At 71.1% G+C, this 21,027-nt stretch carries 19 protein-coding genes; 9 read left to right on the top strand and 10 right to left on the bottom strand.

Features of this window, described 5'->3' with window-relative positions:
- Nucleotides 1-117: 117 nt before the first annotated feature.
- The 4 genes from ectA (at nt 118) to thpD (ending at nt 3,354) form a co-directional block, all read left to right on the top strand.
- Nucleotides 118-645, top strand: coding sequence for a diaminobutyrate acetyltransferase (gene ectA, locus ABZT17_RS13380; RefSeq protein ID WP_356347680.1), 528 nt, complete (start codon nt 118-120; stop codon nt 643-645).
- Between the two features lie 74 nt (nt 646-719).
- Entirely contained in the window at nt 720-1,991 is a 1,272-nt protein-coding gene (gene ectB / locus ABZT17_RS13375; protein ID WP_356347678.1) for a diaminobutyrate--2-oxoglutarate transaminase, read from the top strand.
- Nucleotides 1,992-2,049: 58 nt separating this feature from the next.
- Nucleotides 2,050-2,460, top strand: a complete 411-nt coding sequence (locus ABZT17_RS13370) for an ectoine synthase (protein WP_356347675.1) — start codon at nt 2,050-2,052, stop codon at nt 2,458-2,460.
- A gap of 6 nt (nt 2,461-2,466) precedes the next feature.
- Nucleotides 2,467-3,354, top strand: a complete 888-nt coding sequence (gene thpD, locus ABZT17_RS13365) for an ectoine hydroxylase (RefSeq protein WP_356347673.1) — start codon at nt 2,467-2,469, stop codon at nt 3,352-3,354.
- A gap of 63 nt (nt 3,355-3,417) precedes the next feature.
- Here the strand turns inward: thpD and ABZT17_RS13360 are convergent, their stop codons facing one another.
- The 8 genes from ABZT17_RS13360 to ABZT17_RS13325 all read right to left on the bottom strand — a co-directional run bounded on the left by ABZT17_RS13360 (nt 3,418) and on the right by ABZT17_RS13325 (nt 13,229).
- Nucleotides 3,418-4,878: an aldehyde dehydrogenase family protein gene (locus tag ABZT17_RS13360; RefSeq protein WP_356347671.1), complete on the bottom strand. Its 1,461-nt coding sequence runs from the start codon at nt 4,876-4,878 to the stop codon at nt 3,418-3,420.
- On the bottom strand, nt 4,875-6,410 hold the full coding sequence (locus tag ABZT17_RS13355) for a GMC family oxidoreductase N-terminal domain-containing protein (protein WP_356347667.1): 1,536 nt from the start codon (nt 6,408-6,410) through the stop codon (nt 4,875-4,877). The genes ABZT17_RS13360 and ABZT17_RS13355 overlap by 4 nt, the downstream gene beginning before the upstream one ends.
- Before the next feature lie 112 nt (nt 6,411-6,522).
- A complete protein-coding gene (locus ABZT17_RS13350) occupies nt 6,523-7,476 on the bottom strand; it encodes a helix-turn-helix domain-containing protein (RefSeq protein ID WP_356347664.1) in 954 nt (317 codons plus the stop codon).
- 8 nt (nt 7,477-7,484) lie between these two features.
- Nucleotides 7,485-8,501, bottom strand: coding sequence for a 3,4-dihydroxyphenylacetate 2,3-dioxygenase (hpaD, locus tag ABZT17_RS13345; protein WP_356347662.1), 1,017 nt, complete (start codon nt 8,499-8,501; stop codon nt 7,485-7,487).
- Nucleotides 8,498-9,979, bottom strand: a complete 1,482-nt coding sequence (hpaE, locus tag ABZT17_RS13340; protein WP_356347659.1) for a 5-carboxymethyl-2-hydroxymuconate semialdehyde dehydrogenase — start codon at nt 9,977-9,979, stop codon at nt 8,498-8,500. The genes hpaD and hpaE overlap by 4 nt, the downstream gene beginning before the upstream one ends.
- 2 nt (nt 9,980-9,981) lie before the next feature.
- Nucleotides 9,982-10,917 carry a 4-hydroxy-tetrahydrodipicolinate synthase gene (gene dapA, locus ABZT17_RS13335; RefSeq protein ID WP_356347656.1) on the bottom strand — a complete coding sequence of 312 codons (936 nt, stop codon included), beginning with the start codon at nt 10,915-10,917 and terminating at the stop codon, nt 9,982-9,984.
- Nucleotides 10,914-12,344 carry a fumarylacetoacetate hydrolase family protein gene (locus ABZT17_RS13330; protein ID WP_356347654.1) on the bottom strand — a complete coding sequence of 477 codons (1,431 nt, stop codon included), beginning with the start codon at nt 12,342-12,344 and terminating at the stop codon, nt 10,914-10,916. Before ABZT17_RS13330 ends, dapA begins: the two co-directional genes overlap by 4 nt.
- A gap of 60 nt (nt 12,345-12,404) precedes the next feature.
- The gene (locus ABZT17_RS13325; protein WP_356347652.1) at nt 12,405-13,229 is read right to left on the bottom strand and encodes an SDR family NAD(P)-dependent oxidoreductase; all 825 of its coding nucleotides are present in this window, start codon (nt 13,227-13,229) and stop codon (nt 12,405-12,407) included.
- A gap of 288 nt (nt 13,230-13,517) precedes the next feature.
- Here ABZT17_RS13325 and ABZT17_RS13320 point away from each other — a divergent pair, with 288 nt between their 5' ends.
- From ABZT17_RS13320 to ABZT17_RS13310, 3 genes are all read left to right on the top strand, one after another.
- Entirely contained in the window at nt 13,518-14,642 is a 1,125-nt protein-coding gene (locus ABZT17_RS13320) for an ABC transporter permease (protein ID WP_356347650.1), read from the top strand.
- Between the two features lie 57 nt (nt 14,643-14,699).
- The gene (locus ABZT17_RS13315) at nt 14,700-15,806 is read left to right on the top strand and encodes a sugar ABC transporter substrate-binding protein (RefSeq protein ID WP_356347648.1); all 1,107 of its coding nucleotides are present in this window, start codon (nt 14,700-14,702) and stop codon (nt 15,804-15,806) included.
- An 89-nt stretch (nt 15,807-15,895) separates the two neighbouring features.
- A complete protein-coding gene (locus ABZT17_RS13310) occupies nt 15,896-17,440 on the top strand; it encodes a sugar ABC transporter ATP-binding protein (protein WP_356347645.1) in 1,545 nt (514 codons plus the stop codon).
- Between the two features lie 21 nt (nt 17,441-17,461).
- Here the strand turns inward: ABZT17_RS13310 and ABZT17_RS13305 are convergent, their stop codons facing one another.
- Nucleotides 17,462-18,460 (bottom strand): helix-turn-helix domain-containing protein, encoded by a 999-nt coding sequence (locus ABZT17_RS13305; RefSeq protein ID WP_356347642.1) that lies wholly within the window; start codon nt 18,458-18,460, stop codon nt 17,462-17,464.
- 193 nt (nt 18,461-18,653) lie between these two features.
- Between ABZT17_RS13305 and ABZT17_RS13300 the strand changes: the two genes are divergently transcribed.
- The gene (locus tag ABZT17_RS13300) at nt 18,654-19,040 is read left to right on the top strand and encodes a nuclear transport factor 2 family protein (protein WP_356347869.1); all 387 of its coding nucleotides are present in this window, start codon (nt 18,654-18,656) and stop codon (nt 19,038-19,040) included.
- A 46-nt stretch (nt 19,041-19,086) separates the two neighbouring features.
- On the top strand, nt 19,087-19,782 hold the full coding sequence (locus ABZT17_RS13295) for a GntR family transcriptional regulator (protein WP_356347639.1): 696 nt from the start codon (nt 19,087-19,089) through the stop codon (nt 19,780-19,782).
- Between the two features lie 96 nt (nt 19,783-19,878).
- Here ABZT17_RS13295 and ABZT17_RS13290 read toward each other — a convergent pair whose 3' ends face one another.
- Nucleotides 19,879-20,934 carry an aminotransferase class V-fold PLP-dependent enzyme gene (locus ABZT17_RS13290; RefSeq protein WP_356347637.1) on the bottom strand — a complete coding sequence of 352 codons (1,056 nt, stop codon included), beginning with the start codon at nt 20,932-20,934 and terminating at the stop codon, nt 19,879-19,881.
- Nucleotides 20,935-21,027 lie beyond the last annotated feature (93 nt).

The raw sequence follows: 21,027 nt of genomic DNA, 5'->3' as shown, positions 1-21,027 counted from the left end.
GCCCTTTCGCCGCCCCTTCACCCCTTTGCTCACGCCCGCGCGATAACACAAGGCCGACCCGTACGTAACCCCATCCGGCCATGCATTTTTGAATTTCCATCGGTAAGTTCAATTTGCATGACTGCCGCACAAGCAGACCCAGCAGCACCGAAAGCAGAACTGCGCATCGACCGCCCGTCCGTGACGGACGGCGCCGCGCTGTGGCGGATCGCGCGGGACTCGAAGGTGCTCGACCTGAACTCGTCGTACAGCTATCTGCTGTGGTGTCGTGACTTCGCCACCACCTCGGTCGTGGCCCGGGACGGGCGCGGGGAGGCCGTCGGTTTCGTCACCGGTTACGTACGGCCCGAGCGCCCGCGCACCCTGCTGGTCTGGCAGGTCGCCGTGGACGACGCCCACCGGGGGCGCGGACTGGCGGCCGCACTGCTCGACGATGTGGTCGTCCGGTCTTCGGCCGAGCATCGGATCACCGCCCTGGAGACCACCATCACGCCGGGCAACACCGCGTCGGAGCGCCTGTTCACATCGTTCGCCGAGCGGCACGGCGCCGACGTGGAGCGCGAGGTGCTCTTCGACGCGGACCTGTTCCCGGACGGACCGCACGACCCCGAGGTCCTGTACCGCATCGGCCCCCTCTCCCTCTGAGTCCCCCTCCCCCTGAGTCCCCCTCCCTCTGACGACCCCCACGCACTCCCCCACGCAACGAGGAGCGATTCGTCGTGACCATCACCCAGCCCGACCTCAGCGTCTTCGAGACCCTCGAGTCCGAGGTGCGCAGCTACTGCCGCGGCTGGCCCACCGTCTTCGACCGTGCGCAGGGCAGCCGCATGTACGACGAGGACGGCCACGAGTACCTGGACTTCTTCGCCGGTGCCGGCTCGCTCAACTACGGCCACAACAACCCCGTCCTGAAACGGGCGTTGATCGACTACCTGGAGCGTGACGGTGTCACGCACGGGCTCGACATGTCGACCACCGCCAAGCGCGCCTTCCTGCAGACCTTCCAGGACCTGGTGCTACGGCCGCGGGATCTGCCGTACAAGGTCATGTTCCCGGGGCCGACGGGGACCAACGCCGTGGAGTCGGCTCTCAAGCTCGCGCGGAAGGTGAAGGGGCGCGAGGCCATCGTGTCGTTCACCAACGCCTTCCACGGCATGTCGCTGGGCTCGCTCGCCGTCACCGGCAACGCCTTCAAGCGGGCCGGTGCCGGGATCCCGCTGGTGCACGGCACGCCGATGCCGTTCGACAACTACTTCGAGGGCACGGTCCCCGACTTCCTGTGGTTCGAGCGGCTCCTGGAGGACCAGGGGTCGGGGCTCAACAAGCCGGCCGCCGTGATCGTGGAGACCGTGCAGGGCGAGGGCGGCATCAACGTCGCCCGGCCCGAATGGCTGCGCGCGCTCGCCGAGTTGTGCGAGCGGCAGGACATGCTGCTGATCGTCGACGACATCCAGATGGGATGCGGGCGGACCGGTGCCTTCTTCTCCTTCGAGGAGGCGGGCATCACCCCGGACATCGTCACCGTGTCCAAGTCGATCAGCGGCTACGGACTCCCCATGTCCCTCTGCCTGTTCAAGCCCGAGCTGGACATCTGGGAGCCGGGTGAGCACAACGGCACCTTCCGCGGGAACAACCCCGCCTTCGTCACGGCCACCGCCGCGCTGGAGGCGTACTGGACGGACGGGTCCGTGATGGAGAAGCAGACCCGGGCGCGCGGCGAGCAGGTCGAGCGGGCATTCGCCGCCGTCGCCGAGGAGAACCGCGCCGACGTCAAGGAGTACCGCGGCCGCGGACTGGTGTGGGGCATGGAGTTCCACGACAAGGAGCGGGCGGGGCGGATCGCGCGCCGCGCCTTCGAACTCGGGCTGCTCATCGAGACGTCGGGCCCGGAGAGCGAGGTCGTCAAACTCCTCCCCGCGCTCACCGTCACCGCCGACGAGCTGGACGAGGGCCTCAGCGTCGTCGCCCGGGCCGTCCGCGAAACCCACTGAGAACGCCCGCTCAGCCCCCCCCTGAGAACCCACTGAGACAAAGGAGCAGTGCAGCGCTGTGATCGTCCGTTCGTTCAAGGAGATCGAAGGCACCGACCGGCATGTGAAGTCCGCGTCCGGCACCTGGGAGAGCAAGCGCATCGTCCTGGCCAGGGAGAGGGTCGGGTTCTCGGTGCACGAGACGATCCTGTACGCGGGCACGGAGACGCACATGTGGTACGCCAACCACATCGAGGCCGTCGTCTGCACCAAGGGCGAGGCGGAGCTGACCGACCGCGAGACCGGGCGGACGTACCGCATCACGCCCGGCACCATGTACCTCCTCGACGGCCATGAGCGGCACACGCTCAAGGTCAAGGAGGATTTCCACTGCGTCTGTGTGTTCAACCCGCCCGTGACCGGCCGGGAGGACCACGACGAGAACGGTGTGTACCCGCTGCTCACCGAACCCGAGCCCGAGGAGGTGTGACATCACATGACCACCATCACTGATCTCTATCCCAGCCGCGGCGCCACCGAGGTGTCCGTCCCCCGCCAGGACCCCGTCGTCTGGGGCGCCCCGGACACCCCGGGGCCGATCCCGGCCGCCGACCTCCAGTCGTTCGAGCGCGACGGCTTCCTGGCCGTCGACCAGCTCATCGCGCCCGAGGAAGTGACCGTCTACGCACAGGAGTTGGAGCGACTCACCACCGACCCGGCGATCCGGGCCGACGAGCGCTCCATCATCGAGCCGAAGTCCAAGGAGATCCGCTCCGTCTTCGAAGTGCACCGGATCAGCGAGGTGTTCGCCAACCTGGTGCGCGACGAGCGGGTCGTCGGGCGGGCCCGGCAGATCCTCGGCTCGGACGTGTACGTCCACCAGTCGCGGATCAACGTCAAGCCCGGTTTCGGCGCGAGCGGCTTCTACTGGCACTCGGACTTCGAGACCTGGCACGCCGAGGACGGACTGCCGAACATGCGCACGGTGTCCGTCTCGATCGCGCTGACCGAGAACCACGACACCAACGGCGGGCTCATGATCATGCCGGGCTCGCACCGGACGTTCCTGGGCTGCGCCGGCGCCACACCCGAGGACAACTACAAGAAGTCGCTGCAGATGCAGGACGCGGGCACGCCGTCGGACGAGGCGCTGACCAAGATGGCGGACGAGTACGGCATCAAGCTCTTCACGGGCAAGGCCGGTTCGGCGACCTGGTTCGACTGCAACTGCATGCACGGCTCCGGCGACAACATCACGCCGTTCCCGCGCAGCAACGTCTTCATCGTGTTCAACAGCGTGGAGAACAAGGCGGTCGAGCCGTTCGCGGCGCCCGTACGGCGACCGGAGTTCATCGGGGCACGGGACTTCGAACCCGTCCGTTGAGTGTGGGTCCGTCCGGACCCGCCCGCGCCTGTGGGCGTCGGGCGTTCGCGGCGGCGTGCTGGTTCAGTCGAGGGATGTCCAGACGCTCTTGACCTCTGTGTAGAGGTCGATCGCGCCCCGGCCCATCTCTCGGCCCCAGCCGCTGGAGCGGAAGCCGCCCCAGGGGGCCGCGGCGTCGAGGGGGTTGGGCATGTTGATGAAGACGGTGCCGGAGCGGATGGCGTGGGCCAGGCGGTGGGCGCGGGCGACGTCGCGGGTCCAGAGGGACGCGGCGAGGCCGTACTCGCTGTCGTTGGCGCGGGCGACGGCGTCTGCCTCGTCGTCGAAGGGGAGGACCGCGAGGACCGGGCCGAAGATCTCCTGACGGGCGATCCGCATGTCGTCGTGGACGTCGGTGAAGACCGTCGGGCGGTAGAAGAAGCCTGGGCGGTCGGGGACCGGGGCGCCGCCGGTGAGGAGCGTCGCTCCTTCTTTGATGCCGGTGCGTACCAGGGTGTCGACGGTGTTCCGGTGTTCCGCGGTCACCAGGGGGCCGAGTTGGGTGGCCGGATCGCTGCCCGCGCCGATGGGGAGGGTCTCGACGGCCTTCGCGAGGCGTTCGGCGAAGGCGTCGGCGATCGAGCGGTGGACGTAGAAGCGGGAGTACGCGGCGCACACCTGGCCACTGTTGAGCAGGCCGCCCAGCAGGGCGCCGGTGACGGCCGCGTCGAGGTCGGCGTCGGGCAGGACCAGGACGGGGGTCTTTCCGCCGAGTTCCAGGGAGACCCGCTTGAAGTTGTCCGCGCCGGCCCGGACGATCTCGCGGCCCACCTCGGTGGAGCCGGTGAAGGAGACCTTGTCCACGCCGGGGTGCTCGATCAGGGCGCGGCCGGCGGAGGGGCCGCCGGTGAGCAGGTTGACGACTCCGGAGGGGACGCCGGCCTCCTGGCAGAGTTCCGCCAGCCGGACCGTGGTCATGGGCGTCTGTTCGGCCGGCTTGAGGACTACGGTGTTGCCGCAGGCCAGGGCGGGGGCGAGCTTCCACGAGGCGATCATGAGGGGGAAGTTCCACGGGGTGATCAGGGCGCAGACGCCGACCGGTTCGCGGCGCGTGTAGTGGAAGACGCCCGGGACGGAGACGGGCTCCGTCTCGCCGGAGATCTTGGTGACCCATCCGGCGAAGTAGCGGAAGTGCTCGGCGGCGCCGGCGACGCTGACGGCCCTCGCGATACCGATCGGCTGGCCCTGGTCGCGGGTCTCCAGGGCGGCGAGTTCCTCGGCGTGTTCCTCGATCAGGTCGCCGATCCGCCAGAGGATGCGGGCCCGCCCGGCGGGGGTGAGGCCCGCCCACCGCGGGTCGTGGAGGGCGGCGCGGGCCGCGGCCACCGCCGCGTCGGCGTCGGTGCCGTCGGCCTCGGAACAGCGCGCGTGCGGCTCGCCCGTCGCGGGGTCGAGGGTGTCGAACTCCGCGCCGGAGGCGGCGGGCCGCCACTGGCCGGCGATGAACAGGGTGCGCGCGGGGCTGGTGGTGCTCAGGGTGCTCAAGCCGGTTCTCCCAGGACGAAGGCGGCGCACCGCTCACCGATCATGACGGTGGGTGCGTGGGTGTTGCCGGAGGTGACGGCCGGCATGACCGAGGCGTCGGCGACCCGCAGCCCCGGCATGCCGTGCACGCGCAGGTGCGGGTCGACCACCGCGTCGGGGCCGGTGCCCATGCGACAGGTGCCGACCTGATGGTGGTAGGTGAGCAGGTTGCGCTTGATGTAGGCCGTGATCCCGGCCCGGGTGACGACCCCGGGACCGGGGCCGATCTCGCGCCCCCGCCAGCGGTCCAGGGCCCGCTGGGCACCGATCTCCCGGACCTGTTCGACCGCGGTGACCATGGCCCTCAGGTCGTACGGATCCGCGTAGTAGCGCGGGTCGAGGACGGGGGGCTCGGTGGGGTCGGTGGAGCGCAGGCGGAGGCGGCCGCGGCTCAGCGGGCGGATGGTGCCGGCGAGGACGGTGTAGCCGCCCCCCTCCTCCGGCACGTCCTCACCGGCCACGGGCAGCGGTGTGTGGGACATCAGCGGCTGGAGGTCGGGGGCGGGCAGCGCGGGGTCGGTCTTCGCGAAGTACTGCGCCTCCAGCTTGTTGGCGGTGCCCGGCGGCACCGGTCGGGACGACTCCCACACCACCGGGGTCAGCGCGTGGTCGTGCAGGTTGGCGCCCACCCCGGGAAGGTCGGCGAGCACGTCGACGCCCAGGGCGCGCAGTTCGTCCGCCGGGCCGATCCCGCTGAGGAGGAGGAGCTGGGCCGAGCCGATGGTGCCGCCGGACAGGATCACGTCGCCGCTACAGAGCATCGGGGTGACCCGGCCGGCCGACAGCACCTCCACCCCACGGGCCCGGCCGTCCTCGACGAGCACTCGGGCGGCCGGGGAGCCGGTCAGCACCGTCAGCAGCGGGCTGTCGAGCACCGGCCGGACGAAGGCCGTCCAGGCGCTGACCCGTCTGCCGTCGCGGATGGTGCGGTGCAGCAGGCCCGCGCCGAGGCTGTCCTCGGCGTTGCAGTCGTCGTTGCGCGGGATGCCGTACTGCTCGCACGCCGTCACGAAGGCGACGGAGACCGGGTTGGGCGCGTGGTTGCGGGTGACCGGCAGTGGGCCGCCGGTGCCGTGGAAGCGGGAGGGCCCGTCCTCGAAGTCCTCCGAACGCCTGAAGTACGGGAGGACCTCGTCGTACGACCAGCCCGTGGCCCCGTGGACCTTGGCCCAGTCGTCGTAGTCGGAGCGGTGGCCGCGGACGTAGATCATGCCGTTGAGGGCGCTGGAGCCGCCGAGCACTCTGCCGCGCGGCCAGAACACCCGGGTACCGTCGGCGTGCTGCTGGGGTTCGGTGACGTAGGCGTAGTCCTCGGAGGTGTTCCACAACTCCCACATGCGGCCGGGATCGTGGATGGCCGGGTTGACGTCGCGGCCGCCGGCCTCGATCAGCAGGACTGCGCGGCCGGCGTCCACGAGTCTGCGTGCGACGACGCAGCCGGCGGATCCGGCACCGACCACGATGTGGTCGTAGGTATCGCGTGCGGCTTCCATGCGGGAAGCGTGCGGCGCGGCGGCGGGTTCCGCTTGTGGCGCGGTGCACGGAGAAGTTGCGATGCCGTGCACGGGACGGTGCGGTGCCGTGGGCGGGCGGTGACGGTGTCGGCTACGCGGACAGGAGCGCGCGTGCCTCGCGCGGGCTGATGCCGTACGCCGTCTTGAACACATGACTGAAGTGGGCCGGGTCCGGGAAGCCCCACCGGCCGCCGATGGCGCTGATGGGCACATGGGCCAGCGCCGGGTCGGTGAGGTCCCCGTGGCAGCGGGCGAGCCGGCGCTCCCGGAGTCGTCCGGAGACCGTCTGTCCCTGTTCCGCCAGGAGTTTGTACAGGTAGCGGCGTGAGATGTGGTGGGCGGCCGCGATCCGGTCGGGGTCCAACGTCGGGTCGGCGAGGTGCTGTTCCATGTACGCGAGGATGCGGTCCGTGAGGAGCGCCGGACCCTCGTCGCCCGGGTCCGGGACGGCGCCGGCGTGCTCCGCGAGGAGGGTGCCGACGACGTCCACCACGTTCTCGGCCAGCCGGGACGTGCCGACGCTCTCCAGTTCGTCCACCTGCCGGGCCAGCCCGCTCAGGAACGGACGCACCAGCGTGCCCACTCCCTCCCGGCAGGACACGGTGGTGGCCGTCATGCGCCGCAGGTCGCGCTCGGGCAGCCGCAGCATGGCCCGCGGGAACATCAGCACGAGGTTGCGGGAGCGCCGGTCGGTGTCGAGGGCGTACGGGTACCGGGTGTCGTAGACCGCCAGCTCCCCCGGTGTCAGCTCGGCCTGACGGCCCGCCTGGGTGAGCACGCAGTGCCCGGCGAGCAGCAGGCTGACCTTGACCACGTCGGGGGCGTCCGAGCCGATGAGGCGCCGGGTCCGGGCCACCCGGTGCGCCTCGGCCGTCACGACCGAGACCTGCACCGCGCCGATCCTGGCGGTGCGCAGTTCGGCCCGGAAGTCGGAGCAGTCGCCCGGCAGCGCTTCCAGCGGGACGAAGCTCCGGCTGACCACGTCACGCCAGAAGTCGAGCCGTCGGCCGGCCGTGCCGTCGGGGGGCGTGGTGATGGGTGGCATACGACGGTTCAGCCCAGTCCGTCGGCGCCGACCTGTACGGCGGATTCGTCGAGCAGGCCGTCGGTGACGGGCTGGAGGGCGCCGTCGAGGCCGAGGACGGGGGTGGCTTCCTTGTACCAGGACTCGATGACGGCGTTGCCCCAGAAGTCGCGGCGGCGGTCGTCGTAGACGTTCCAGCGGTAGGTCTCGTGGTCGGGGTCGCCGGTGTAGTAGTCGGAGGTGTAGATCTCGACGCGGTGGCCGTCGGGGTCGCGGAGATAGAGGTAGAAGGCGTTGGAGACGCCGTGCCGGCCCGGTCCGCGTTCGATGTGGTGCTCTTTGCGCACCGCGCCGAACAGGTCCGCGGCGCGCAGGATCTGGTGGGACTCGTGGGTGGCGATGCCGAGGTGGTGCAGGCGGGGTCCGGGGCCGCAGGTGAAGGCGACGTCGTGGACGGTCTGTTTGCGGTACATCCAGGCCGCGTACAGCTCGTGCTCGTCGCCCTCGATGGTCTCCGAGCAGCCGAAGCCGAGGGATGTGTAGTGGGCGTAGGCGGCGGGGATGTCGGGGGTGCAGATGTTGAAGTGGTCCAGGCGGGCGACCTCGGCGCCGTGACGCAGGTCGTAGCGCTGGATGAGGCGTTCGGCGCGGGCGATGTCGTGGAAGAACTCGACGGGGAAGCCGAGCGGGTCGATCACCCGCACCGCGTCGCCGACGCCCGGGGTGCCCTCGCCCTTGCGCAGCCTCTTGACCGGCCGCCCCAGCTCGCTGAAGAACTTCTCCGCCTTGTCGACGTCCTCCGGAGTGCGGACGCGGTACGCGATGTGGTCGAGGGCGGGCTGCGCGCCGTGCCTCAACACCAGGGAGTGGTGGGTGAGTTCGTCGCTTCCGCGCAGGCACAGGACGCCCGCGCTCTCGTCCTCGTACTGGACGTGGAAGCCGAGCATGTCGGCCCAGAACCAGCGGGCCGCGCCGAGATCGGTGACGGCCAGCTGGGCGTAGGCGGAGCGGATGACATCGGGGGCGCCGGGGTGCGCGGTGCTCATGAAGCGGCTCCGAAGCGGGGCGTGTGGACGTCGCCGAGCGCGACGTGGACGATCTTCGACTCGGTGTAGAAGTCGATGGAGTGGGCGCCGCCCTCGCGGCCGACGCCGGACGCCTTGACCCCGCCGAAGGGGGTGCGCAGGTCGCGGACGTTGTGGGAGTTGAGCCAGATCATGCCGGACTCGACGGCGTGGGCGATGCGGTGGCCGCGTTTGAGGTCGGAGGTCCAGATGTAGGCGGCCAGCCCGAACTGGGTGGCGTTGGCCAGCTCGATCGCCTCGGCCTCGGTGTCGAAGGGGGCGACGGCGACGACGGGGCCGAAGATCTCCTCCTGGAAGATGCGGGCGTCGCGTTCGACGTCGGCGAAGACGGTCGGCTGGAGGTAGTTGCCCTCGCTCAGGTGGCCGGGGCGGGTACCGCCGGCGACGAGACGTGCCTCCTTGCGCCCGGTCTCGACGTAGTTCAGGACGCGTCGGTAGTGCTCGGGGTGGACGAGTGCGCCGACCTCGGTGGCCGGGTCCGCGGGCAGCCCGACACGGACGTTCGCGGCCCGCTCGGCCAGTCGGCGGGTGAACTCCTCGTACAGCGGGCGTTCGACCAGGACCCGTGAACCGGCGGTGCAGCGCTCGCCGTTGAGGGAGAACACCCCGAACACGACGGAGTCCAGGGCGGCTTCCAGGTCGGCGTCGGCGAAGACGACGGCCGGGGACTTGCCGCCCAGCTCCATCGACACCGTCTTGAGGTGCTGCGCGGAGGAGCGGATGATGTGCCGGCCGGTGTCGGTGGACCCGGTGAAGGAGATCAGCGGTACGTCAGGGTGGTCGACCAGGGCCTGGCCGGCCTCCTCGCCGATGCCGTGGACGATGTTGACCACGCCCGCGGGCACGCCTGCCTCCGCGAAGATCTCCGGCCACAGGGAGGCGGACAGCGGGGTCCACTCGGCGGGCTTGAGGACCAGCGTGCAGCCGGAGGCGAGGGCCGGGGCCAGCTTCCAGCTCTCCAGCATGAACGGGGTGTTCCACGGCGTGATCAGCCCGGCGACCCCGACCGGAGTGCGCACGACGTAGGAGAACTGCTCCTCGCCCTGCCGGAAGGCCTCCTCGCCGAGCGCGACGATCACGTCCGCGAAGTAGCGGAAGTTCTCCGCCGCCCGGCGGGCCTGGCCCTTCGCCTGGGTGATGGGCAGGCCGGTGTCGTAGGTCTCGAAGGCGGCCAGGCGGTCGTGGCGGGCCTCGACCGCGTCCGCGATCCGGTACAGCACGCTCGCGCGCTCGCGGTTCGAGATACCCGACCAGGCCGGGAAAGCGGCCCGTGCGGCGGTCACGGCCCTCTCGACGTCGGCCGCCGAACCACGCGCGGCCTGCGCGTATACGGTATTGGACACCGGGTCGGCGACGTCGAACGTACGGCCGTCCGCCGCGTCGGCCAGCTCGCCGCCGATCCAGTGCGGGATGGCCGAGGGCAGGTTCTCGACGGTCATGGTCAGGCTCCGATCTGCTGGGTGAGGTCGCCGCCCTCGGCGAGCAGCCCGCGGACACGGGGCAGTCCCGCCTCCGTCTGGACGATCAGCGGCGGGCGCACATACGGGGAGGCGATACGGCCCTGCTGCGCCAACACCCACTTGACCGGTGCCGGGTTGGTCTCCACGAACAGCAGGTCCACCAGCGGGTGCAGCCGGTAGTGCAGATCACGGGCCGCGTCCATGCTCTCGGCGTCTCCCGCCTCCCACAGTTCGTACATCCGCGCCACCGCGCCCGGCGCCAGATTCGCCACCGCCGAGACGAACCCCGCACCGCCCAGCGCCAGCAGCGGCAGACACAGCAACTCGATCCCGGACCACACCAGAAGAGAGCGTCCGCAGGCGTGCAGCACCCGCGAGAAATGCTCGAAGTCCTTCGTGGTCTCCTTCACCCCGACGAAGTTCTCGAAGTCGGTGAACAGTCGCCTGACCGTCTCCGGCGCGATGTCCACGGCCGTGCGCGAGGGCACGTTGTAGGCGACGATCGGCAGGTCCGGGAACTCCCGGGCCACGGTCGCGTACCACCGGTACAGCGCCTCCTGTGTGGGCCGCGCGTAGTACGGCGTGATCACCAACGCCGCGTCCGCCCCCAACTCCTGCGCGGCGGCGGTGAGTTCCAGGGTCTCGTCGAGTTTGTGCGAACCCGTGCCGGGCAGGAACGGTACCCGGTCCCCGATCACCTCCACCGCCGTACGCATCCCCGCGATCCGCTCCGCGACGCTCTGCGCGCTCGGCTCACCCGTGGATCCGCCGAGCGAGACACCATGCGAACCGGACTCCAGCTGAAAGCGGATCAGACCGGCCAGACTCTCGTGGTCGACGGCCCCGTCCGCCGTGAACGGGGTCACGACCGGGGCGATCGAGCCGCGGATGAGCGACGGATCACTGCGGAACTTCACTTCGCCTCTCCCTTGCACCAGTTCTCATAGGCCTGCCGCCAGGCCGGACCCAGCGGATACAGACCGTCGACGCTCTCGCCCGCGGCGACCTGCCCGGCGATGAACCGCTCCTGCCGCTCCTGCTCCCGGCAGTCCGCGACCAACTCGGCGGCCAGCTCCGGCGGTACGACGACCACACCGTCGTCGTCGCCCACGATCAGGTCACCGGGCTGGACGAGAGCCCCGCCGCAGGCGACCGGCACACCCGTGTCCCAGGGCACATGCCGGCGGCCGAGGACGGAGGGGTGACTGCCCGCGGCGTAGACCGGCAGGCCCAGGCCGGCGACGGCGGCGCTGTCCCGGACGGCGCCGTCGGTCACCACCCCGGCCGCGCCCCGCCGCTGGGCACGCAGGGCCAGAATGTCGCCCAGAGTTCCGGCGGAGGCGTCCCTGCGGGCGTCCATCACCAGGACATGCCCCGGGCGCAGCTCCTCGATCGCCCGCTTCTGGGCGTTCATACCGGTGCCGTACCGCTCGAACAGATCCTCACGCAGCGGCAGATAGCGCAACGTGTGCGCGACCCCCGCCATGCGGGTGCCGGGTACGGCCGGGCGCACACCGTCGATCGACATGTGCGGCAGACCGCGCCCCCGCAACCGCGCGCTCAGCGTTGCCACCGCCACCGACCGCAATCCCGCCGCGAGGTCTTCGTCGAGCACGGGTCCGGGCACGTACGCGCTCCCGTACGCCGCCTCCCGCTCGGCCCGGTCGGCCCTGGGCATCGCCCCCCAGGGGGCGAGCGGGGGGCCGTCGGTGATCGGAGTGCGCAGCCGTCCGGTCGTCGACTCTCCGCCGGTGACCTCGACTTCCACCACATCACCCGGCGAGACGACCGACGCCCCCGCGGGGGTGCCGGTGAGGATCACATCGCCCGGCTCCAGGGTGACCAGCCGGGAGAGGTCCGCGATCAGGTGCCCGAAGGGGAACAGCAGTGTGTCCGTGGTGTCGTCCTGCACGAGCTCGCCGTTGACCCAGGTCCGCAACCGCAGGGCGGCGGGGTCGAGTTCGGCGGCGTCCAGCAGACGCGGCCCGATCGGGGTGAAGCCGTCCGCCCCTTTCGAGCGGAGGTTGGAGCCGCGGTCCGCGTACCGCAGGTCGTACACGCCCGCGTCGTTCGCCGCCGTCACCCACCGGACGTACGACCAGCCGTCCTCGGGGCGTACCCGGGCGGCCCGGGTGCCGATGACGAGGGCTATCTCGCCCTCGAAGCCCATGAGTTCGCAGCCGTCCGGGCGGACGACCGCCTCTCCGGTGCCGGCCAGCGAGGACGGCGGCTTGAGGAAGTAGGAGGGATGGTCCGGTGTCCGGCCGCGCTCCTTCGCGCGGCCGGGATAGTTCAGATGGACCGCGATGATCTTCGATGGGGTGCTGCCCAGTGGATGCGTCATCAGGCACCTTCTTCAGCGGTCGTGGTCGAGGGCGGGTCGTCCCCTGAGCATGAGAGCTCCTCAGTCCGCGAAGGCCAGCGTGGGCAGGTCCACACAGGTGGCGCCGCCGTCGGCCACGACCACGGCGCCCGTCATCACAGAGGCCTCGCGCGAGGCCAGGAACGCCACCAGGTCGGCGATCTCCTCGGGTTCGGCCGGGCGGCGCAGCGGCACGTCCTTGGTCACCAGCCGATAGGCGTCCTCGCGGTCGATGCCGTACCGGGCGCCCAGGTCGTCCATCTGCTCGTCGGCCATCGGTGTGCGCACCCAGCCGGGGCACACCGCGTTGACCCGTACCCCCTGGCGGCCGTAGTCGCGGGCGATCGACCGGACCAGTCCGATCAGGGCGTGCTTCGTCGTCACGTACCCGACCACGCCGGGGCCGGCGAACAGGCCCGCGATCGAGGACAGCACCACCGCGTTGCCCCCGCTCGCCATCAGGTGCGGCAGCGTCTCGCGGAGGGTGACGAAGGCGCTGTCCAGGTTGGCGCTCATGCTGTAACGCCACGCGTCGTCGTCGGTGTCGGCGACGGCTCCCGGCCGGTGACCGCCCGCGGAGGCCACCACCACGTCGAGCCGGCCGTACGCCTCCAGCGCGGAGTCGATCACCCGGCGCATGTCCTCCTTGACGGCCGCGTCGCCCGCCACCACCAGGGCTCTGTCCCCGAGTTGCTCGGCGACCTTCCGCAGCGGCCCTTCGCGCCGTCCGCTGAGCACGACACGGGCGCCCTCGGCGGCAAGGCGCCGGCAGACGGCCGCGCCGATCCCGGTACCCGCGCCGGTCACCAGCGCGACGGCGTCGGTGAAACGAGCGGCGCGGCCCGGGTGAGGGGGGACTGCGGACATGGGTCCTCCTGGTGGGGCGAACGGCCCGGCGGGGCACGGGGAGACGGCCCCACGCTAGGTACGCCGTGGCGGGGACGGTGATCGGTGCCGCGGTTCGTGCATTGGCCGACAAGGCCTGGCGCCCCACAGACAAGTCGGCGGGGGCCGGCCTGGCGCAGCCTCGTAGCACCGAGGCCGGTCCAGCCCGGCTGATGGTCCCCAGCGGCCCGGCCACTGGATCAGGTCGTACCTGGCATCGGATTTTCGTCCGGTTCGGGCTGCCCGGCCGGATGAGAGATGAGGACGGACGTGACCACCGACGACATGGCCCAGCGCGGTACGGCGGAGCCCGGCGTCGAGCCGGGGCGACGACTGCCGGAGCAGAGCCGGCGGCCGAGCGGCTCCCCTCTGCGCACACTGCAGCGGCTGGCCCGCGCGCCGTCCATCAGCGTCATCGGAGCGACGCTCGTGCTCGTGTTCGCCATCGGCGCGCTGCACCCGACGTATCTCCAGAGCAACCAGCTGCTCGACACCCTTCAGGCCTCCGTGTACGTCGGCCTGATCGCGGGCGGCATGTCCTACCTCGTGTCCATGCGCGAGATCGACCTGTCCGTCGGTTCGATGTTCGGGCTGTGCCTGATCTCGGTCGCCATGCTCATCCAGTCCGGTTTCAACAGCTGGCTCGCGGCGGCCGTCGGGATCGCCCTGGGCGGTGTGCTCGGCGCCGTCAACGCGGTGATCGTGGCGACCATGCGGATCCCCACGATCGTCGCCACGCTGGCCACCCTGTCGGTCTTCCGCGGCCTGGCGATCGGTCTGACGGACGGCAACCAGGTGGTCAACCTCCCCATCGGCAACTCGTTCTTCTCCGTCGTCGGCGGCAAGGTCCTCGGCATCCCGTTCAGCGTGCTGGTGCTGCTGGTGGTCGCGGTGGTGGTCGGCGTGGCGCTGCACCACACCCCGTTCGGGTACCGGGTGCTGGCCATCGGGTCCAACCCCGAGGCGGCCGAGTTCTCCGGCATCTCGATCGCCCGGGTCCGCACGCAGGTGCTCGTTCTCGTCGGTCTGCTCGTCGGCGTCGCGGCGGTGCTGGGCCTGGCGTTCTTCACCTCCGGCGACCCGAACATCGGCAGCGGCTTCGAGTTGCAGGCGATCGCGGCGGCGGTCATCGGCGGTACCCCGCTGCGCGGCGGCAGCGCGACCGTGCTCGGCGCGGTGGTCGGCGCCATCCTCCTCAACGTGGTGGCGACCGGCCTGTCCTACTTCAGCGTGCCGGCCAACTGGAGTGCCTTCGCGACCGGCCTGGTGATCCTGCTCGCGGTCGGCATCGACAGCCTCGTGCGTCGCCGCCGCGCGGCCCGCCGGACCGCCAAGCCCCGGTCCGCCGAACCCCGGTCGGCCGAACCCCGGTCCACCGAGTCGGCCACCAGCTGAGCCCAGCGGCAGTCTTCCGCCCGCTGCCCACCCTCCGAAGGAGTCACTATGAAACCGTTGAGCAGAGCCGCGGGCACCCGTCGCCGGCGCACGGTGGCCGCCGGCGCGCTGTCCATGGCGTCGCTGCTGGTGCTGAGCGCCTGTAGCAGCAGCGACTCGGGGTCGTCCCAGAGCGGTGCCGCGGGCGGCAGCTGCGGCACCGCCACCAAGAAGCTGAACATGGCCTTCGTCTACGCCGACACCACGCAGAACCCGTTCCAGGAGATGGCGCTGGGCGCCAAGGCGGCCGCCGACGACGACGGCAACGTCAAGCTCCAGCTGTCCGCGCCCACCGGCATCGACGGACCCAAGGAGGTGTCGCTGTTCCAGGCCGTCGCGCGTACCGCGACCGACGGGGTGGCCTACGAGACGGTCACACCCGACCTGTTCGTCCGGCCGCTCAACTCGGCCACGGACGCCAACGTGCCCGTCATCGCCGTGGACGCCGCGCCGCCGCCCGGGACCAAGGTCAAGACGTTCGTCGCGAACAGCAACACCAAGCTCGGCGAACTGCTCGGGGACGCGTACGTGGCGCAGCACCCGAAGGCCGACGGCCAGATCGTGCTGGGCAACGACATCCCGTCGCTGCAGTTGCTCGTGCAGCGGCTCGACGGGCTCCGGTCGGTGCTGAAGGCCAAACTGCCGAACGCGAAAATCGTCGGGCCGCTGGACTCCAAGTCCTCGCCCACCGACAACTTCAACGCGTGGAAGAGCATCGTGCAGGCGCACCCCGACGCGACCGCGTTCATCGGGGTGGGCGGCCAGGACGGGGTGTCGCTGCCGCTGATCGGCAAGCAGACCGGCCGCAGCTACCTGGCCGGCTCCGCGGACCTGCCGCCGGAGGCCGTGCAGGCGGTCAAGGACGGCAAGATCTTCGCGCTGTCCTCACCGGAGCACTGGATGAAGGGCTACATCGCCATGCATCTGCTGATCCAGGCCAAGCGCACCTGCAAGCCGGTGCCCGAGGGCTGGTGGAACTCCGGCAACCTGCTGGTCGACAAGTCCAACGTCGACAGCATCCTGGCCCGTCAGAAGAGCCCTGCGTCGCGCAGGGCCTGGTTCAAGAAGGAGATCGACAAGCAGCTGGCCAACCCGCCGCTGGCCCCGCTGGGCAAGGCCGACTGACATCACCCGTGCGGGTCCGGTGCGCCGGCCCCGCACGGCCTCACGCACAGCTCACAGCTCACATCGCAGCTCACAGGAGGACCGCCGACATGAACGTGCTCGAAACGTCCGGCGTGCACCGGTCGTACGGCGGGGTGGTGGCGCTGCGCCCCACGGACTTCGCGGTGGCGCCGGGCACCGTGCACGCGCTGCTCGGTGAGAACGGCGCCGGCAAGTCCACGCTGGTGAAGATCCTCGCCGGAGCGGTCGAGCCGGACGGCGGCCGGATCCTGCTCGACGGTGACGAGGTGCGGTTCCGCGACACCTCCGACGCGGCCCGGCACGGTGTCGCCGTGGTGTCCCAGGAACTGAACCTGTTCCCCGACCTGGACGTCCTGGCGAACCTGTTCACCAAGCGGGAGCGGTTGCGCCGAGGTGTGCTGTTCGACCGGCGCGCGATGGCCGCCCAGGCCGGGCCGGTCCTCGCCGAGCTCGGTCTCGATGTCCCGCTGCGCGCCCCCGTCGGCGAACTGACCCTCGCACAGCGGCAGTTGGTCGAGATCGCCAAGGCCCTGCTGACCGAGCCGCGCGTGCTCATCCTCGACGAGCCGACCTCCGCCCTCGACGACCACGGCAGCCGGCGCCTGCTCGACGTACTCGACGTACTGCGCCGACGGCAGGTGGCGGTCGTCTTCGTCTCGCACCTCCTCGAAGAGGTCATGCACCTCAGCGACCGGGTCACCGTCCTGCGGGACGGAGAGGTGGTGCTGGCCGGAGCCGACCGGGCCGGCCTCACCATCGACGGCATCGTCCGGGCCATGCTGGGCGACCGGCTCCTCGCGGAGGAGGCTGCCGCCCGGCAGGACCCCGGCCCGGGACCAGCACCGGCGGCGGTATCCGTCTCCGCTCCGGATCCGGATCCAGCCGCAAGCCTGGAGGTGCACGGTGTCACGGTGCCCGGCGTGCTCGACGGCGTCGGTCTCACCGCCCGGGCCGGCGAGATCGTGGGGCTGGCCGGGGTCGCCGGGGCGGGCCACCAGACGCTGCTGGAAGTCGTCTCCGGGGTCCGCTCACCGTCCGCCGCCACGCTGCGACTGCCGGGCCAGGCCGTGGCCGGGGCTCCGCCGCACGGTCTGCGGCAGGCGGTACGCCGGGGCGTGGCCGTGGTCTCGGGCGACCGCCGGCTCGGGCTGATGCCGGACAAGCCGATCTGGCAGAACATCGCGCAGGTGCGCTCGGTCGCCCTGGCCCGCGACGGCGCCGTGGTGCGCCGGTCGGAGCTGCGCCGGCGGGCGGCCGACCGGGTCGCCCGGCTGGCGGTCCGCACCTCCGGTGTCGAACAGGCCGCCGGGCTGCTCTCCGGCGGGAACCAGCAGAAGGTGGTCCTGGCGAAGTGGCTGGAGGCGTCACCGTCCACCCTGCTGCTCGACGACCCGACCCGCGGCGTCGACGTCGGCGCCAAGGCCGAGATGCACGAGCTGATCCGGAGCGCCTGCCAGGACGCCGTGGTGCTGCTGTGCTCGACCGATCTCGACGAGCTGGTCTCGCTCTGCCACCGGGTCCTGGTGTTCCGGCACGGCCGGGTGGCCGCCGAGCTGTCCGGCCCTGAACTGACCCGGCACCGGCTGCTCACCGAGATGAACACGGCCGACTGAACGACGCCGTCGCCCCCGGGCTCACCCCCCGAAGGCCGCGGCGGCCGCCGTGACCTCCGCGGTCGCGAACGGGTCCCGGCTCAGCCGGTATTCGCGGGGCGACACCCCGTACGCGGCCTTGAAGATCCGACTGAAGTGGGCCGCGTCGAGGAAGCCCCAGTGCGCGCCGATGGCACTCACCGCCTGGTCGCGGCTGGCCGGTGCGACCAGGTCGCGGCGGCACTGCTCCAGCCGCCTCTCCCGGATCACCCGGGAGACCGAGGTGCCCTCGGCCCGGAACAGCTTGTGCAGATAGCCGACGGAGATGTGACAGGCCGCCGCGACCGTCTCCGGATCAAGGTCCGGGTCGTCCAGCCGGTCCTCGATGAAGCAGTGCATCTTGGCCATGAGCGTGCGCCGGGGGTCGGTCGGCCGATGCCCGAGGACGGTGAGCAGGTCGGCGTAGAGGGTGCCGAGCAGGTCGATGACGTTGTCGGCCAGCCGCGCCGACTGGGCCCCGCCGATCTCGTCCAGCCGCTCGGCCAGATTCACCAGCAGCGGGGCCACCAGTGCGCCGATCCCGGTGCGGCCGGACACCTGGCGGGCGGTGAGCCGGCTGACCGCGTCGTAGCCCAGGCGGAGGTCGCGGTGCGGGAACATCAGCACGAGCAGTCGGCAGTTGTCGTCGAAGGACACCTCGTACGGTCGGCTGGTGTCGTAGAGCGCCAGGTCACCGGGGAGGAGCGAGGCCTGTCGGCCCTCCTGGGAGATCAGCACGTAGCCGCGCAACGGCATGCTCAGCTTGTAGTACGGCGTCTCGGTCCGGGCGATCTGCTGCTCGGTGCGCAGCGCGCGGTGCGGGCCGGCGGTCACCCGGCAGACCGCCACGCTGCCCAGCAGGTCGGCGGAGATCTCGCCGCAGAAGGTGGCGGGATCGGAGAAGGTGAAATCGAGTGGGACGAAAGCCTCGGCGACGGCCGCGCGCCAGGCCTCCTCACGCTCTCGGGCAGAGACATCAGCGGTTCTCACCAGCACAGTCATGGCTACCTCACGTCCCATGAGGCCGGAGTCGGCTCAGAGGATCGTATGCGATATCACCTAGGATTAACACCCCTGAAGCAGTTCACCCGACGACAAGCACCGGCGCCGGTGGCACAAGCCGACGGACGCGGGCGGCCCGACACTCGGAGCACGAGGTGCCCGCACACCGGACGAGGACGGCGACGTGACCGACATGACTCCCCTGCAGATCATCGAAGACCACTACGCCGCGTCGGCGCGGGGCGATCTGGACGGCATGGTCGCTCCCTTCGCCCCGGACGTGGAGTGGACGGAGATGGCCGGCTTTCCGTACGCGGGCACCTACCACGGTCCCGCCGCCGTGCGGGAGGCGGTGTTCGAGCGGCTGGGCGTGGACTGGGCGGGCTACGAGGCGGTGCCGGAGCAGTTGGTGGACGGCGGCGAGAGCGTGGTCGCGTTCGGCACCTACTCGGGCACCTACCGGGCGACCGGAAAGGCGATGCGGGCCCGGTTCGTGCACCACTGGACAGTACGGGACGGTCGAGTGGTCCGGTTCGAGCAGTTCACCGACACCCACCTGGTCCGCGCGGCGATGAGCTGACCGGCCGGCTCTCGTCACACGGTGTAATTCATATATGATTTACCCCATGACCGCCCGTCAGCCGGACGCCGGCTCACCGCCTCCGAAGTCCGCCTCCCGGGTCGAGTTGGCCTACACCACCATCCGGGAACGCATCACCACTGGCGTCTACGGCCCCGGCTACCGGCTCGTTCTCGACGAGCTGGCGCGCGAGCTGGGGGTCAGCCCGGTCCCCGTCCGCGAAGCGGTACGGCGGCTGGAGGCCGAGGGATACGTCGACTTCCAGCGCAACGTCGGTGCCCGGGTCGCCACGTTCGACGAGCAGGAGTTCGTGCAGACCCTCCATGTGGTCGCGCTGCTGGAGGGGTACGCCACCGCGCTGGCCGCCCCCCGCATGCGGCGCACCGATCTCGCCCGGGCCCGGAAGATCAACGGCCGGATGCGGACGTCACTCGACGACCTCGACCCGATCCTGTTCTCCGCGCTGAACCGCGATTTCCACTTCACCATCTACGAGCGCTGCCCGAACCACCATGTGCGGGGGCTGCTGGAAGCCCAGTGGGCCCGGCTGGACACCATCCGTCGCTCGGTGTTCCTCTACGTCCCCGGCCGGTCCATCTCCTCGGTCGCGGAGCACGCCGAACTGCTCGACCTCATCGCCGCCGGTGCCCCGGCGGAGCGCATCGAGCAGAAGGCCCGGGCGCACAAGCTGCACACCGGCGCGGCGGTGTCCGAAGCCGACGGCGGCACCCCGCCGGCCTGACCGAGGCGGGAGCGGTACCGCGGAAGGACACGGACCACCCCCATGACGCCGCGGCGCCCGCCCTCCGGGCGGACGACGGGACTCTCCCAACAGGCCCTAGGCGGAGAGCGCGTCCAGCAGTCGGTCGACGTCGGTGGCCGTGTTGTAGAGGTGGAAGGAGGCGCGCAGGTTGCCCGCGCGGTCGGAGACCTGAATGCCGGCGCGGCCCAACTCGGGCTGCCGGTGCCCGAGTCCGGGCACGGAGACGATCGGCGAGCCGGCTGCGGGCAGGGGCTGGTGCCCCAGTCCGGCGAGTCCCGCGCGGAAGCGCTCGGCGAGCGCCAGGTCGTGAGCACGCACGGCGTCCACCCCGAGTTCCTCCATGAGGGCGAGGGAGTGTCGTGTGCCGGTGTAGGTGAACAGTGCGGGACTGACGTCGAACCGCCGGGCGGAGTGGGCGAGTTCCTGGACGGGGCCGTAGCAGCTGTCCCAGGGGATCTCGCCGGACACCCAGCCGGCCAGGATCGGCGTCAGCGCGCCGAAGTCCTCGGGCACCACCAGGAAGGCCGCTCCGTGCGGGCCGAGCAGCCACTTGAAGGTGGTGGAGACGGTGTAGTCGAACAGGTCGGCCCGCACGGGGAGCCAGCCGGAGGCCTGTGAGTAGTCCACGTAGGTGCGTGTACCGTGCGCCAAGGCCGCCTCCCGCAGCGCGGTCAGGTCGGCGATCCGTCCGTCCGCGGACTGCGCGGCGCTGACGGCGGCGAGCGCGGTGCCGGGGCCGACGGACTCGGCCAGCCGCTCCAGCGGCACGGCGCGCACCTTGAGGTCGCCGCGGGTGTGGAAGGGGTTGACGACGGCGCTGAAGTCGCCCTCGACGGTGAGGACTTCGGCGCCGGCCGGCAGCGACGCGGCGACCAGCCCGCTCTGCGAGGAGACGGACGCGCCCGCCGCCACCCGGGTCACCGGGACGCCGGCCAGCCGCGCGAAGGAGGCGCGGGCGGCCTCCACGTCCGCGAACAGGGGGTCGAGCGGCAGACCCTCGGCCCGGAGCCGCACGGCTTCGTGCAGGGCGGTCACGGAGCGGGCCGGCAGCAGCCCGCTGCTCGCGGTGTTCAGATAGGTGTTCTTCGGGGCGAACTCGGCACGGACGAGGCTCTCGAAGGTCGTCTCCATGGGTCCACTGTGGGCCCGGGAGGGGTCGTGGTCCATCGCCGATTTCTGCGTGGTTTCCCCAAGCAGCGCTTATGGATCGGCGATGGACCCGCT

It is taken from the genome of Streptomyces sp. NPDC005648 (assembly GCF_040605395.1).
GTDB lineage: Bacteria > Actinomycetota > Actinomycetes > Streptomycetales > Streptomycetaceae > Streptomyces.
Note: the sequence above shows the minus strand (reverse complement) of the source record. Positions and strands in the feature narration are given on the sequence as shown.